This is a genomic window from Nesterenkonia sandarakina, assembly GCF_013410215.1.
In the GTDB taxonomy this organism is placed as follows: Bacteria; Actinomycetota; Actinomycetes; order Actinomycetales; family Micrococcaceae; genus Nesterenkonia; species Nesterenkonia sandarakina.
On record NZ_JACCFQ010000001.1, the window covers coordinates 1,390,779 to 1,405,057 of the forward strand.

The following is a 14,279-nucleotide window of genomic DNA, read 5'->3' on the forward strand; positions in this document are numbered from 1 at the left end:
GAAGACTGAGATGAACGACCCCTCGCGCCCCCACGACGTCATCGAGGTCATCGGTGCGAGAGAGAACAATCTCAAGGGATTCAGCCTGCAGATCCCGAAGCGGGCCCTGACCGTCTTCACCGGGGTCTCCGGTTCGGGCAAGTCCTCGCTGGTCTTCGGAACCATCGCCGCGGAGTCCCAGCGGATGATCAACGAGACCTACAGTGCGTTCCTGCAGGGCTTCATGCCGAGCCTGAGCCGACCCGAGGTGGAGGATCTGCAGGGGCTGACCGCGGCGATCGTGGTCAACCAGGAGCGCCTCGGGGCGAACAGCCGCTCCACCGTGGGGACCGTGACCGACGTCAACACGCTGCTGCGGATCCTGTTCAGCCGGATCGGGGAGCCGCAGATCGGCGGCCCGCAGGCCTTCTCCTTCAACGTGGCCAGCATCAGCGGGGCCGGTGCGGTCAGCTTTGAGCGCGGCGGAGAGAAGACCAAGGAGCGCCGCGAGTTCAGCATCACCGGTGGCATGTGCCCGCGCTGCGAGGGTCGCGGGCAGATCAACGACATCGACGTCGCCCAGCTGATCGATGAGTCGCTCTCGCTGAACCAGGGCGCCATCACGGTGCCCGGGTACAAGGCCGGGGGCTGGTCGGTGCGGTATTACTCCGAATCCGGCTTCTTCGATCCGGACAAGCCGGTGCGCGACTACTCGGAGCAGGAGCGCCACGATCTGCTGCACCGCGAGCCGGAGAAGGTCAAGATGAGCGGGATCAACATGACCTATCAGGGTCTGGTGCCGCAGGTGCGCAAGTCCATGCTCGCCAAGGACCGCGACGCGATGCAGCCGCATATCCGGGCGTTCGTGGACCGCGCGGTCACCTTCGTGGCCTGCCCGGAGTGCGAGGGGACCCGGCTGAGCGCGCTCACCCGTTCGGTGACCGTTCAGGGTCGCAACATCGCCGAGGTCTGCGCGATGCAGCTCAGCGACCTCGCCGGATGGCTGCGAACGGTTCAGGCCCCCGGGGTCGCTCCGCTGCGTGCCTCGCTGCTGGAGACCGTGGAGCACTTCATCGAGATCGGGCTGGGCTACCTCAGTCTGGACCGGCCAGCCGGCACGCTCTCCGGCGGTGAGGCGCAGCGGGTGAAGATGATCCGACACCTGGGCTCCGCGCTGACCGACATCACCTATGTCTTCGACGAGCCCACCATCGGGCTGCACCCGCATGACATCGACCGGATGAACACGATGCTGCTGCGACTGCGCGATAAGGGCAACACTGTGCTGGTGGTCGAGCACAAGCCGGAGACCATCGAGATCGCCGACCATGTGGTGGACCTGGGCCCACGGGCCGGGGAGGCCGGCGGGGAGCTCTGCTTCGAGGGCACCGTGGCGCAGCTGCGCGGCAGCGACACCCTCACCGGCCGGCACCTGGACTACCGGGCGCAGGTCAAGGACGAGGTCCGCTCGGCCACCGGGGAGATGCAGATCCGCGGAGCCCGGCGCAACAACCTGCGTGAGGTCGACGTGGACATCCCCACCGGGGTGCTCACCGTGATCACCGGAGTGGCCGGATCGGGAAAGTCCACGCTGATCGAGGGCAGCCTCGCCGGACGGGAGGGAGTGACCTTCATCGACCAGAGCGGGATCAAAGGCTCCTCGCGTTCGAACCCCGCCACCTACACCGGGCTGCTGGAGCCGATCCGAAAGGCCTTCGCCAAGGCCAACGGGGTCAAGCCCGCGCTGTTCAGCGCGAACTCCGAGGGGGCCTGCCCCACCTGCGGCGGCGCCGGGGTGATCTACACCGAACTGGGCGTCATGGAGACGGTGGCGAGCCCCTGTGAGGACTGTGAGGGCCGCCGCTTCCGGCGCGAGGTGCTGGCATACACGCTCGGCGACGAGCACGGCGGAGCCAAGAACATCAGTGAGGTGCTCAGCCTCTCGGTGGACCAGGCGCAGGCGTTCTTCTCCGCCGGGGCCGCCCGCGTCCCGGCCGCGATGAAGATCCTGACCCGACTCTCCGACGTCGGCCTGGGCTACCTGCGGCTGGGGCAGCCGCTGAACACGCTCTCCGGGGGTGAGCGGCAGCGGATCAAGCTGGCCACGAAGATGGCCGACCCCGGCGGGGTCTACGTCCTGGATGAACCCACCACCGGGCTGCACCTGGCTGACGTGGCGAACCTGCTGGGCCTGCTCGACCGGCTGGTGGACTCCGGAACCTCAGTGGTCGTGATCGAGCATCACCAGGCCGTGATGGCCCACGCGGACTGGATCATCGACATGGGGCCAGGGGCAGGCAGCGACGGCGGCCGGGTGGTCTTCACCGGCACCCCGGCCCAGCTGATCGCCCAGGCGCAGACGCTCACCGCGCAGCACCTGGCGCGCTACGTCGCCGGGTGATCGTTGGGTCTGGATAGGCTGGGGCGATGATGCCTTCGCAGAGATCACAGGTCCCCGGCTTCGAGGTGATGAGCATCCTGGCGCGGATCGATGCGATGCGCGCCGCCGGAAAGGACGTCGTCTCCCTGACCGCAGGAGAGCCCGGCTCCGGCGCCCCGGTGGCGGTCAACCAGGCGGCCGCGGCGATCCACGCCAGCAACACAGTGCTGAACTACACCGCGGCGATGGGGATCGCCCCGCTGCGCGAAGCGATCGCAGCACACTACGAAAGCTGGTACGGGGTCACTGTGCCGCCGGAGCGGATCGCGGTGACCACCGGCTCCTCGGGGGCCTTCATGCTCAGCTTCCTGGCGGCCTTCGACCCGGGAGACCGGGTCGCGCTGGCGCGCCCCGGGTACCCCGCCTACCGCAACATCCTCACCGCGCTCGGCATCGAGGTGGTGGACCTGGACTGCGGCCCGAAAGAGCGGTTCCAGCCCACGATCGCACAGCTGCAGGACCAGCTCGACGCCGGCAACTCCCTGGCCGGACTGATCCTCGCCTCACCGGCGAACCCCACCGGCACCATGGTTCAGCGGGCACAGCTGGAAGAGCTCGCCGCGTGGTGCGTCGAGCACGGAGTCCAGCTGATCAGCGATGAGATCTATCACGGGATCAGCTACGGGTCCGAGAACGTGAGCGCCACCGAGATGGGGGAGGACCCGGTGGTCATCTCCTCCTTCTCGAAATACTGGGGGATGCCCGGCTGGAGGCTGGGCTGGATGGTGCTCCCGGAGCACCTGGTGGACCCGGTGTCCCGGCTCGCCGGGAACGTGTCGCTCTGCCCGCCGCACGCCACCCAGCTCGCGGCCGTCGAGGCGTTCACGCCGGCTTCGCTCGACTTCGCCGCCTCGCAGGTGAGCGGTTATGCCGCTGCGCGCGAGCGCGTGCTGGGGCTGATCCCACAGCTGGGCTGGGGCGAGGTCGCCCCGGCCGACGGCGCCTTCTACGTCTACGCGCATCTGGGCGAGCAGCTCGAGCGCTTCGGTGATTCACCGGCCTACTGCGCAGCCCTGCTGGAGGGTGCCGGTGTCGCCGTCGTCCCAGGCACCGACTTCGATCCGGTGGCCGGGCAGCACTGGATCCGGCTCAGCCTGGCCCCCGGGGAGCAGGCTGTCGCGGAGGGACTGCGCCGGATCCTGGCATTCCAGGCCGTCCGGGCATGAGCCCGATCAGTCCACGCTGAATTCGATCCGGTGCTGACCGGTGGCGGCATTGGGGATCGGATCCCGGCGCTCATCGGTCTGGGTCTCCCCGGCGGCGTTGATCGCGCGCACGGTCACCGCATGTCGCCCTGAGCTGACATCGGCGAAGGTGTGCCGCCACTGCCGCCAGGTGTCGATGTTGACCTCATCGGCCAGCTCCACGGACTCCCAGTCCCCGTCGTCCAGGCGCACCTCGACCTCGGCGACACCCTCGTGCTGGGCCCAGGCGGTACCGGCGACGACGAGCTCCTCGCCGCTGTCCACGCGGGCCAGCGGGCGGGGCACATCGATCCGCGAGGCGACCAGGATCGGGCCCCTCGCGTCCCAGCCCCGATCGGTCCAGTACGCGGTCTCGGCATCGAAGCGAGTGACCTCCAGCTCGGTGACCCATTTGGTGGCCGAGACGTAGCCGTAGAGGCCCGGCACCACCAGCCGAGCCGGGTAGCCGTGCTGGGCGGGAAGCGGCTCGCCGTTCATCCCCACGGCCAGCAGGCAGGCGCGGTCCTCATCGGTGAGCACCTCCAGCGGGGTGGAGGCGGTCCAGCCGTCGATGGAGCGGGAGAGCACCATATCGGCCTCGCCCAGCGGGCGGGCCCGGGCGAGCAGCTCCCGGATCGGGTAGCCGAGCCAGGTGGCGTTGCCCAGCAGATCTCCGCCCACGGGGTTGGACACGCAGGTCAGGGTGATGTGGTGCTCCTCCAACGGCAGCTCCAGCAGCTCAGCCATGGTGATGGTGACCTCCTCCTCGACCAGGCCGTGGATCCGCAGCGTCCAGTCCTCGGGGGAGAGCTCCGGCACCACCAGGGCGGTGTCGATCCGGTAGAAGTCGTTGTTCGGGGTGATGAACGGTGCGACCCCGTCCACCCCGACGCTGGCCCCGGCCGGGATCGCCGGGGCGGGCACCGCGGGGGCGGGCAGGACCAGCCGTGCTGCGGCCTCCCCGGCGCCGACGCCGAAGGCGTTGACCGAGCGGCCGAAGGTGATCGAGCCCGCGGCGATGGCGGTGCCGGCGGCTGCCAGGCCCAGGAAGCGGCGCCGCGAATGGGCGCGGTCATCTTCGGTGCTGGGGCGGTCGGCGGCGGGGGATGAGGTGGCGGAGGGGGTTGTGGGTGAGCCGGCGCTCGAGCCAGCACGGTCGGCCTGGGAGGCGCGGGTGAAGCCCGTGGCCGCGCCGCTGAGCAGCAGCAGGCTCACGATGCCGAGTCCGCCGCCGATCAGGGTCGGCAGTGCGTCCAGCGGCGAGCTCTCGGGTCGCAGCAGCACCACGACGAGCAGGGTCACCACGACCGCGGAGAACACGATCACGGCCAGGCGCAGGCTGCGCCGGGCCAGGGCCCCGATCAGGGCCGCCAGGATCATCCCCACGATGCCCATGCTCAGGTAGAGCACCAGCTTGTTGTTGCTCCCGAAGTAGGAGATCGCGAAATCCTGCAGCCAGCTCGGTGAGAGCGTGATGATCGTGGAGCCCAGCGAGACCAGCGGAGAGGAGGCGGGACCGAAGAGCCTGGAGATGAGATCCGCCAGGCCCAGGAAGATCGCCGCGGCAAGGACACCTGCCAGCAGGTGCGGGATCAGGTCACGTCGGCGCCGAGGATCTCGGCCTGCGGCTGGTTCCTGGGTGCCGGGCGTCTCGTGCACTGTCTCAGTCATGTCTTGAGTTCGTAGCCGAGGCGGCATTCGGATGGGTGGACCGGGTCAGAGATCTGCGAGAACCACGGGGTCGCTGGTGGGGGCCTCGGAGCCGCCCGCCGGTTCCACCGTGACGCCGAAGGTCATGTCCTGGTCCATGGGGAGGTCCGTGAGCAGCTCGGTGCTGGTGCCGGTCATCAGTCCGGCGCTGTGCGGGCCCTCTTCATCGATCAGCCAGAGCTGCATGGTCTGGTCCTCACTGAGCTCGGGCATGTCGTGAGGTGTCAGGTGCAGCATCTGCTCGGAGACCGAGTAGGCCAGGGTCAGCCGTCCGCCCACGGTCGCCTCCGCCTCGGTGAAGGCCAGATCAGAGGCGCTGAGCAGACGCTGGGTACGCTCGCGCTCCGCCTCCGCCACGGTCAGCGATTCCTGGATCTCGGTGGTGTCCTGCTGCTGGTTGATTAGCGCTCCGGCCAGGACCGCGGAGAGCAGCAGCAAGGTGGAGGCGGCCAGCGCGAAGAGCATCGTGGCCGGTCGGCGCGACCGCGACGCCGCAGCCGGGCGCTCCCGCTGCTCCTGCGGTGCGTCAGGGGCTGACGCGGGGGCTGGCACAGTGGCTGACACATCCTCCGGCGCCGAGTCAGGCGCCTGCTGGTGCAGCCGGGGGATGGCGAGGATCGCCGCTTCGGTCTCTGGGCTGGGCGCGATGGCGTCATCAGACTCGGCCAGCAGTCCCAGCGTCTCGCTGAAGGACTGGACCTCCTCGGCGAAGCTGGGGTCGGTGGCCTCGAGGTCGAGGGCCTGGAGCATCTCGGCATCGGCCAGGGTCCCGAGGGCAAGGCCAGCTGCCAGGTATTCGCGATCGGCGTTCATCCGGCACCTCCTAACTGGGCCCTGAGTCTTCGCATGCCGTCTCGTATTCTGGATTTCACTGTCCCAAGCGGGACATCGAGTCGCGTGGCGATCTCTGAGTGAGACAGTTCCTGGTAGTAGGCCATCGCAATCGCGGTGGCCTGCTCTTCGGGGAGTCTCTGCAGCGCGGTGCGCGCCCGATCTGCCTCCACCTGTGTGAGGACTGAGTCCTGGACATCTGGCTCATGCTCGTGAGCCTGCTTCACCCCCTGGGTGAAGTCTCGGTTCTGCTGGGCCTGGACCGCTCGTACCCGGTCGATCGCTCGACGCCGGCACATCGTGGTCAGCCAGGCCCGTCCGCTTCCGGCGTTCGGCCGGTAGCTCTTGGCGTTGATCCAGACTTCGGTGAAGATCTCTTGGAGAACTTCCTCCGCCAGGGATCTGTTCCGCAGCACCCGAAGTGCAGTCGCCAACAGAATCGAGCCCTGGTCGTGGTAGAGCTGCTCGAAGGCCCGCTCGTCGCCCTGCTGGATCCGCAGCAGCAGATCGCCGCAGGGATCCGCCGAGCCGTCCACCGGAATCTGCGCGCCGTCGGCCGCTGACCCGGACCTGCCCATCTCTTGCATCCCAACAGGATGCCACATCCTGGGCGGAGACCTTCGCATCGACTGGCGTCTTGCAGCTGGTGTGTGAACTGACGACGGCGGCGCCCGCATCCCGAGATCAGGGTGGGTGCGCGGCGCCGCCGGGTCGTTCAGAACTGCTCAGGAGCGCTCAGCGGTGACCGAGCCCAGCGAGGATCACTCCTCGGCAGCTGCTGGCATCAGCACGGCGTCGACCATGTAGACGGTGGCGTTGTCGGTCATCACGCCGCCGCAGACCAGGCCGGCCTCGTCGAACATCAGATCGTCGCCTTCGCCCTCGACGGTCACGGTGGCGCCGTTGACGGTCTCGTGCTCGCCGGCGATCTCATCGGGGGAGAGCTGGCCGGGGATGACGTGGTAGGTCAGCACATCGGTGAGCATGTCGGCATCCTCGACCACAGCGTTGAGGTCTTCTTCAGGGATGGCGGCGAATGCGTCATCGGTGGGAGCGATCACGGTGAACTCGTCACCATTGAGCGTGTCCACCAGGTCCACATCGGGGTTCAGCTCGCCGGAGACTGCCGCGGTCAGCGTGGTCAGCATCGGGTTGTTCGAGGCGGCGGTGGCCACCGGATCCTGGGCCATGCCCTCGACCGAGCCGTCGCCCTCGGGGACCTGCTCGGCGTAGTCGGCACAGCTGGCGCCGACCAGGTTGGCCGCCGGATCAGCCTCGTCCATGGACTCCGACTCCTCATCCATGGGCTCCTCGGACTCCATGGACTCGGTCTCTTCATCCATGGGAGCCTCTGACTCCATGGTCTCCTCGGTCATCTCCTGGTCGGACTCTGCTGCCGGCTCTTCGGCGTCGCCGCCGCAGGCGCTGAGGCCCAGCAGGGCCACCATGCCGATTCCGAGCAGGGACGAGGTCTTGCGCATCTCGGTCTTCATGACTGAATCTCCTGTTGATCGCACTTGGTCTGTGTCACGGCCTCTGGTCGGGGTATCGACCAGGCCATGTACGCAGAGTTCGGAGCGGGGACAGGATCGGATGGTGATTTGTTGAAAAACTTTCCCGAGGGTCAGATCCGGGTCATCTGCGCGTGCTCGACTGCTCGGCCTCGGCGAGGATCCGGGCCGCCATCTTGCGGAAGATGATCGCGTGGAACGGGGTCACCCCGAGCCAGTAGGCCCGACCGGCGAGGCCGCGCGGGAAGAAGATCGCTCGCTGCCGGTAGCGCGAGCCGGTCCCCTCCGGTTCCACCATGAACTCCAGCCACGCCTGACCGGGCACCTTCATCTCTGCGCGCAGGCGCAGCAGCCTGCCGCGCTCCAGGTCCTCTACCCGCCACCAGTCGAGGGTGTCACCAAGTGCGAGCTGGCCCCGGCTGCGCCGGCCGCGGCCCATGCCGACCCCGCCGACGAGCTTGTCCGCGAGTCCCCGCAGCGCCCAGGCCCGAGAGAGCGAGAAGTATCCGGTCTCTCCGCCGATGCCTTCGATGATCGCGAAGACCGCGTCAGGTGAGGCGGTGGAGAGCCGCTCACGCTCATCGACCAACACCGAGCGTCCGGTCCAGTCCGGGTCCGAGGGCAGCGATTCCGAGGGCACGTCCAGCGGGTGCGCCGCGGCCCAGGTGGTCTCCACCCGATCGGCGGAGATCTTGTCCAGAGCCAGCCGCACAGAGGTCTCATAGTCGGTGAGCCCCTCCTGGGGTGGGGCGATGATGTCGTCGATGACGTGGTCCTTGACCACGCAGTCATGCTGGAGCGATTCCACCAGCGGGATGGCCAGCGTGCGCGGGATCGGGGTGACCAGGTTGACCCACTGCGCGGCGAGCCAGGGGGTGAGCACCGGCAGCGCGATCACTCGAGGTTCGTTGAGCTCCGCGGTGCGGGCGTAGATCTTCATCAGCTCGGCGTAGCTGTGCACATCAGGTCCGCCGATGTCGGCGCGGACGCTTTCGCTCAGCTCGATGTCCATGGCGCGGGTCAGGTAGTGCAGCGCATCGCGCACGGCGATGGGCTGGATCTGGTTCAGCACCCACTTCGGGGCCGGCATCACCGGGAGCACATCGGTGAGGTGGCGGATCATCTCGAAGCTGGCGGAGCCGGAACCGATCACCAGTCCGGCCTGCAGGGTCAGGGTGGGCACACCGCTGGACTCCAGCACCTCGCCCACATGGACCCGGGAGCGCAGGTGAGCGCTGAGCTCGCCCTCGTTCGCGTCCGGGTGCAGACCTGCCAGGTAGACGATGTGGTCGACGCCGGCAGCCTTGGCGGCGCCGCCCAGCACCTCGGCGCAACGTTCGTCGAGCTCCTCGAAGCTGCGGTCGGAGGTCATGGAGTGCACCAGGAAGTACGCCGTGTCGGCGCCTTCGCAGAGCTCACGGGCCGCCTCGGGGTCGGTCAGGTCACCCTCGACGACGGTGACCTCGTCCCGCCACGGGACATCGCGCAGCGCATCCGCCCGGCGCGTGAGCACGCGCACCTCATGTCCTGCACTGAGCAGCTGTGGCACCAGCCGCCCTCCGATATACCCCGTCGCTCCGGTCACCGCTGCTGTTGCCATCTGGCCCACATCCTCGCTCGAAGATCTCCGCGGCCGGACAGTCCTGACCTGCCGCGGCACGTCCCGGCCAATCTAACACCGACGTCTCGGCGGACTCTGTGAAAGTCACCCCGAGTCATCCCGCCCTCCTGCTCGGCGATGTCGGCGCGGTGCTTGGCGGCCTCGGCGCGGTGCTCGGCGGGCTCGGCCCGGTGTCCCGAGTGGGTCGCACAGGCGTCACGGGGGCGTCTTATCCACGCCGCGACGGTCATGTGTCCCGCGGGCGGGCGGCTCGGGTAGCTATGCTCGATCCATGACCTCAGGCACGTCCTCGACCGAGGAACACGTCGTTCTCCTTTCCGAGGCAGGTGCGCCCGTCGGCTCGGCCCCCAAGGCCACGGTGCACACTGCCGAGACCCCGCTGCACCTGGGGTTCTCCTGCTACCTCTTCGACGCCGCGGGCAGGCTGCTGCTCACCCGCCGGGCGCTGTCGAAGACCACCTGGCCGGGTGTGTGGACCAACAGCTTCTGTGGGCACCCCGGAATGGGGGAGGAGCTCACCGAGGCGGTGCGCCGTCGGGCCCGCGACGAGCTCGGCGCGGAGCTCACCGAGATCCGCCCGCTGCTGCCGGAGTTCAGGTATCGCGCGGTGGACGCCAGCGGTGTCGTCGAGAACGAGATCTGCCCGGTCTTCACTGCGGTGCTGGACTCAGAGCTCACCCCGGCGGACGCTGAGGTCAGCCAGTGGCAATGGGTGGACGCCGAGGCGCTGAAGCGGGCCGTGGCGGAGGCGCCCTACGCGTTCAGCCCCTGGATGGTCGAGCAGCTCGCCGCCCTCGCGCAGCGCGAGCCCGCAGATCAGCCCGACGCCGCAGATCAGAACAGCCTCGCGCCGCGGCCCGGCTGGGGTGCCCCCGCGTGAGCGCACCCGTCGATCCGGCCGAGCACTTCACCCAGACCGCCCGTGCTGCGGCGGACCGTGTGATCTCCTCCTACTCGACCTCGTTCGGGCTGGCGACGAAGCTGTTGGGACCGCGCCACCGCAGCCATGTGCGCAGCCTCTACGCCCTTGTGAGGGTGGCCGACGAGGTCGTCGACGGCGCCGCCAGCGCCGCCGGCCTGGACCCGGCTGAGAAGGCCGAGGCGCTGGAGCACTACGCCGAGGAGACCCGCCGCGCGATGCAGCGGGGCTACAGCACCGACCTGGTGGTGCATGCCTTCGCGCGCACCGCTCTGGAGGCGCAGATCGGAGCGGATCTGATCGATCCGTTCTTCGACTCGATGCGTGCTGATCTGGAACCTGCCGCCTATGGCGCCGCCGAGCATCAGGACTACGTCTACGGCTCCGCCGAGGTGATCGGGCTGATGTGCCTGCAGGTGTTCCTGCGCGAGGAGCAGCCGACACCGGCGGAGCGAGAGACCCTGGTCCATGGGGCACGGGCGCTGGGAGCGGCGTTCCAGAACATCAACTTCCTGCGCGACCTGGCAGAGGACACCGGCGAGCTCGGACGCGATTATCTGGGCGGCGGGACCGGGATGACCGAGGCCCAGCGCCAACAGTGGGTGGACACGGTCCGGCTCCAGCTCGCCGATGCCCGCGCCGCCATGCCGCTGCTGCCGCGCGATGCGCGGACCGCGGTGCGCAGCGCCTGTGCACTCTTCGAAGCGCTGCTGGAGAAGATCGCGGTGACCCCGGTCGAGGAGCTCTACCATTCCCGGGTCCGGGTCTCCAACGCCTGCAAAGCAGGACTGGCCGCCCGGGCCGCCCTGAGAACACGACTGGAGACCCACTGATGCCTCGCACCATAGTGATCGGCGCCGGAGTCGCCGGACTTGCCAGCGCCGCGCTGCTGGCCCGAGAAGGCCATGACGTCCTGGTCCTGGAGAAGGGGGAGCGGACCGGAGGCCGCGCCGGGATGCTGGCGGAGGACGGCTTCCGATTCGACACCGGACCCTCGTGGTACCTGATGCCCTCGGTGTTCGAACACTTCTACAACCTGATGGGCACCACGGCGGCCGAGCAGCTCACCCTGGTGGACCTGGACCCGGCCTACCGGGTCTACTCCGAGCCCGAACCCGGCCAGGCGCCCCCTGCCCCGGTGGATCTGCCCAAGGGTGCGGAGCGGGTCCGGGCCCTCTTCGAGGAGCTTGAACCTGGCAGCGGCCCGGCCCTGGAGAAGTACATCGCGTCCGCCAAGCGCACCACCGCGATCGCCGAGCGCCGCTTCCTCTACAACCCGTTCAAGCGGCTGAACAACCTGGCGGTGCCCGAGGTGCTCAAGTCCGCGCCGGAGCTCGCGCAGCTGCTGCTGACCTCACTGGAACGTTTCGTGCAGCGCCGGTTCAAGCACCCGGTGCTGCGCCAGATCCTCGGCTACCCCGCAGTCTTCCTGGGCACCCGCCCGCAGGACGCCCCGGCCATGTACCACCTGATGAGCGCCTTGGACCTCGACGACGGCGTGCGCTACCCGATGGGTGGATTCTGGGAGGTCCTTGCGAGCTTCCGACGGCTGGCTGAGGGCGCGGGAGCCCAGATCACCACCGGCGCGGAGGTCATCGAGATCCTCACCGAAGCCTCACCGCGCACCGGGTTCGGCTCCCGGCTCAAGACCGGCGGACAGCGCGTCGCCACGGGCGTGCGCTGGCGCGACGAGCATGGCACCGTGCACACCGAGCACGCCGATCATGTGGTCTCCGCGGCCGATCTGCACCACACCGAGACCGCCCTGCTCGCCGAGGCGGACCGCAGCTACCCCGAGAGCTGGTGGGACAAGGTCACCTCCGGCCCCGGCGCAGTGCTGGTGATGCTGGGCGTGCGCGGGAAGCTCCCCGAGCTGGCCCACCACTCGCTGTTCTTCACCCAGGACTGGACGGCGAACTTCGAGTCCATCTTCGGGGAGAACCCCTCCATCCCGACGCCGGCCTCCTCCTACGTCTGCCGAGCCAGCGCAAGCGAGCCGGGTCTGGCGCCGGAGGACCATGAGAACCTCTTCGTGCTGATCCCGGTCCCGGCCGACCTCTCCCTGGGTGCCGGCGGTCGCGACGGCGCCGGGGACCCGGCCGTGGAGCAGATCGCGCAGGCCGCGATCGAGCAGATCGGCGGCTGGGCGGGGATCGAGGACTTCGAAGAGAGGATCGTGCTGCGCGAGACCATCGGCCCGGCCGATTTCGCGGCGGACTACAACTCCTGGCGGGGGTCGGTGCTGGGACAGGCGCACACGCTGCTGCAGTCCGCGATGTTCCGCCCGCAGAACGTCTCACCGAAGGTGCGCGGCCTCTATTACGCCGGAGGCACCGTGGCGCCGGGCATCGGGGTGCCGATGTGCCTGATCAGCGCGGAGCTGGTGCTCAAGCATCTGCGACGCGACTACAGCGCCGGCCCGCTGCGTCCGGACTCCCTGGGCGCCGACACTCTGGAGACCCGCGCTGGCGGGAAGGCGGGCTGAGCGAGCGTGTCCTTCCTCTACCTGGCCGGACTGCTGGGAGCCGCCTTCTGCATGCTGCTCATCGATCGGCGCTTCCGGCTCTTCTTCTTCGCGGATCCGCGCGTGGCCACGCTGGTGACCTTGCTCGGCGTCGTCTTCTTCCTGCTCTGGGACTTCGCCGGGATCGGACTGGGGATCTTCCTGATGGGGGAGAGCCGCTACCTCACCGGGGTGGTGCTCGGACCTGAGATGCCGCTGGAGGAGCCGGTGTTCCTGGCGTTTCTGAGCCTGTGCACCATGATCATCTACACCGGTGCTGCGAAGTTCCTCAGCCACCGGGCGCAACGTCGCTCGAGCACACCCAGTGCGGGGGTGTCCTGAATGGCGTACCTGTGGCTGAGCCTGGCCTTCATGGTGCCGGCGGTGCTCGCCGCGGTGCTGCTGCGCCGCGAGATCCACTGGGGCGCGGTGGGCCTGACGACGCTGGTCCTGCTGAGCCTGACCGCGGTGTTCGACAATGTGATCATCGGCCTGGACATCGTGCGCTACGGCCACGAACAGCTGATGGGCCTCTACCTGGGCCTGGCTCCGCTGGAGGACTTCAGCTACTCGCTGGCCGCAGTGCTGGGGCTGCCTGCTCTGTGGCATCTGATGCGGCGTCGGAAGCTGGCCCGCGCCGCTGACCGGCCCGTGCCCAGTGTCCAGCCCCGCGCCGGGCGGGGACGCCGATGAACGGGAGCCTGATCCGCGAGCTGCTGTTGTCCTCACGCCCGCTCAGCTGGATCAACACGGCGTTCCCCTTCGCCGCGGCGTACCTCTTCGCGACGCGCGAGCTCGACTGGGTGCTGGTGCTCGGCGCACTGTTCTTCCTGGTCCCCTATAACGTGGCGATGTACGGGATCAACGACGTCTTCGACTACGAATCTGACCTGCGCAACCCGCGCAAGGGCGGGATCGAGGGCGCGCTGCTGGATCCCTCGCTGCACTCGACCGTGCTGTGGATCTCTGCGCTGAGCACACTGCCGCCGGCGCTGCTGCTGATGCTCGGCGGCGGCCCCGCCACCTGGGCCGCGATGCTGGTGAGCCTGTTCGCCGTCGCCGCCTATTCGGTCAAGGGGCTCCGGTTCAAGGAGCGTCCGTTCCTGGACTCGGTGACCTCCAGCACGCACTTCGTGAGCCCTGCCGTGGTCGGTTTCGCGCTCGCCCACGACCGGGTCGGCTACACCCCGAGTCCCACGGTGATGATCATCCTGGCCGCGTTCTTCCTCTGGGGAATGGCCGCCCATGCCTTCGGTGCGGTCCAGGATGTGGTGCCCGACCGGGAGGGCGGGATCTCCTCGGTGGCGACCGCGATCGGGGCGCGGCCCACGGTGCGGATGGCGGTGCTGCTCTGGGCCGGTGCCGGTGTGCTGCTGCTCCTGGCGCCATGGCCCACCCCGCTCGCGGCGCTGCTGGTGGTCCCCTATGTGGCGATCTCCCTGCCCTGGTTCAACGTCACCGATGCGACCTCGGCCGGGGTGAACGCCGCGTGGCGCCGCTTCATCTGGCTGAACTACGGCTGCGGGTTCCTCGGCACGATGCTGCTGATCTGGGTGTGGTGAAGCGCGGTGTGGTCCGGAG

Annotated in this window: 13 protein-coding genes; 8 read left to right on the forward strand and 5 right to left on the reverse strand. The window is 68.8% G+C overall.

Features of this window, described 5'->3' with window-relative positions; genetic code table 11:
* Positions 1-10 precede the first annotated feature (10 nt).
* Positions 11-2,380, forward strand: coding sequence for an ATP-binding cassette domain-containing protein (locus HNR11_RS06445; protein WP_179441614.1), 2,370 nt, complete (start codon positions 11-13; stop codon positions 2,378-2,380).
* A 26-nt stretch (positions 2,381-2,406) separates the two neighbouring features.
* Entirely contained in the window at positions 2,407-3,585 is a 1,179-nt protein-coding gene (locus HNR11_RS06450) for a pyridoxal phosphate-dependent aminotransferase (protein ID WP_179441615.1), read from the forward strand.
* 6 nt (positions 3,586-3,591) lie between these two features.
* Here the strand turns inward: HNR11_RS06450 and HNR11_RS06455 are convergent, their stop codons facing one another.
* The 5 genes from HNR11_RS06455 to HNR11_RS06475 form a co-directional block, all read right to left on the reverse strand.
* Positions 3,592-5,274: a molybdopterin-dependent oxidoreductase gene (locus HNR11_RS06455; RefSeq protein WP_179441616.1), complete on the reverse strand. Its 1,683-nt coding sequence runs from the start codon at positions 5,272-5,274 to the stop codon at positions 3,592-3,594.
* Between the two features lie 45 nt (positions 5,275-5,319).
* A complete protein-coding gene (locus HNR11_RS06460) occupies positions 5,320-6,126 on the reverse strand; it encodes an anti-sigma factor (RefSeq protein ID WP_179441617.1) in 807 nt (268 codons plus the stop codon).
* Complete coding sequence (locus tag HNR11_RS06465) at positions 6,123-6,731, reverse strand: sigma-70 family RNA polymerase sigma factor (RefSeq protein WP_246310338.1); 609 nt, start codon at positions 6,729-6,731, stop codon at positions 6,123-6,125. Before HNR11_RS06465 ends, HNR11_RS06460 begins: the two co-directional genes overlap by 4 nt.
* A 174-nt stretch (positions 6,732-6,905) precedes the next feature.
* A complete protein-coding gene (locus HNR11_RS06470; protein ID WP_246310339.1) occupies positions 6,906-7,637 on the reverse strand; it encodes a fasciclin domain-containing protein in 732 nt (243 codons plus the stop codon).
* 142 nt (positions 7,638-7,779) lie between these two features.
* Entirely contained in the window at positions 7,780-9,255 is a 1,476-nt protein-coding gene (locus HNR11_RS06475; protein WP_179441618.1) for an SDR family oxidoreductase, read from the reverse strand.
* A gap of 292 nt (positions 9,256-9,547) precedes the next feature.
* Here HNR11_RS06475 and idi point away from each other — a divergent pair, with 292 nt between their 5' ends.
* Genes idi through HNR11_RS06505 form a run of 6 tightly spaced genes read left to right on the forward strand, consistent with a single transcriptional unit; the run spans position 9,548 to position 14,260 of the window.
* Positions 9,548-10,156 carry an isopentenyl-diphosphate Delta-isomerase gene (gene idi, locus HNR11_RS06480; RefSeq protein ID WP_179441619.1) on the forward strand — a complete coding sequence of 203 codons (609 nt, stop codon included), beginning with the start codon at positions 9,548-9,550 and terminating at the stop codon, positions 10,154-10,156.
* Positions 10,153-11,028, forward strand: a complete 876-nt coding sequence (locus HNR11_RS06485) for a squalene/phytoene synthase family protein (protein WP_179440559.1) — start codon at positions 10,153-10,155, stop codon at positions 11,026-11,028. Before idi ends, HNR11_RS06485 begins: the two co-directional genes overlap by 4 nt.
* On the forward strand, positions 11,028-12,680 hold the full coding sequence (gene crtI, locus HNR11_RS06490) for a phytoene desaturase family protein (protein ID WP_179441620.1): 1,653 nt from the start codon (positions 11,028-11,030) through the stop codon (positions 12,678-12,680). Before HNR11_RS06485 ends, crtI begins: the two co-directional genes overlap by 1 nt.
* Positions 12,681-12,686: 6 nt before the next feature.
* Complete coding sequence (locus tag HNR11_RS06495) at positions 12,687-13,040, forward strand: lycopene cyclase domain-containing protein (RefSeq protein ID WP_157075397.1); 354 nt, start codon at positions 12,687-12,689, stop codon at positions 13,038-13,040.
* The gene (locus HNR11_RS06500; RefSeq protein ID WP_179441621.1) at positions 13,041-13,391 is read left to right on the forward strand and encodes a lycopene cyclase domain-containing protein; all 351 of its coding nucleotides are present in this window, start codon (positions 13,041-13,043) and stop codon (positions 13,389-13,391) included.
* Positions 13,388-14,260, forward strand: coding sequence for a prenyltransferase (locus HNR11_RS06505; protein WP_179441622.1), 873 nt, complete (start codon positions 13,388-13,390; stop codon positions 14,258-14,260). The genes HNR11_RS06500 and HNR11_RS06505 overlap by 4 nt, the downstream gene beginning before the upstream one ends.
* Positions 14,261-14,279 lie beyond the last annotated feature (19 nt).

Bases quoted from the DNA above. Each gene is read 5' to 3' on its own strand.
- HNR11_RS06475 (WP_179441618.1), bottom strand. From the start codon at position 9,255: ATGGCAACAGCAGCGGTGACCGGAGCGACGGGGTATATCGGAGGGCGG.
- HNR11_RS06470 (WP_246310339.1), bottom strand. From the start codon at position 7,637: ATGAAGACCGAGATGCGCAAGACCTCGTCCCTGCTCGGAATCGGCATG.
- HNR11_RS06505 (WP_179441622.1), top strand. From the start codon at position 13,388: ATGAACGGGAGCCTGATCCGCGAGCTGCTGTTGTCCTCACGCCCGCTC.
- HNR11_RS06445 (WP_179441614.1), top strand. From the start codon at position 11: ATGAACGACCCCTCGCGCCCCCACGACGTCATCGAGGTCATCGGTGCG.
- HNR11_RS06465 (WP_246310338.1), bottom strand. From the start codon at position 6,731: ATGCAAGAGATGGGCAGGTCCGGGTCAGCGGCCGACGGCGCGCAGATT.
- HNR11_RS06460 (WP_179441617.1), bottom strand. From the start codon at position 6,126: ATGAACGCCGATCGCGAATACCTGGCAGCTGGCCTTGCCCTCGGGACC.
- HNR11_RS06450 (WP_179441615.1), top strand. From the start codon at position 2,407: ATGATGCCTTCGCAGAGATCACAGGTCCCCGGCTTCGAGGTGATGAGC.
- HNR11_RS06500 (WP_179441621.1), top strand. From the start codon at position 13,041: ATGGCGTACCTGTGGCTGAGCCTGGCCTTCATGGTGCCGGCGGTGCTC.
- idi (WP_179441619.1), top strand. From the start codon at position 9,548: ATGACCTCAGGCACGTCCTCGACCGAGGAACACGTCGTTCTCCTTTCC.
- crtI (WP_179441620.1), top strand. From the start codon at position 11,028: ATGCCTCGCACCATAGTGATCGGCGCCGGAGTCGCCGGACTTGCCAGC.
- HNR11_RS06455 (WP_179441616.1), bottom strand. From the start codon at position 5,274: ATGACTGAGACAGTGCACGAGACGCCCGGCACCCAGGAACCAGCCGCA.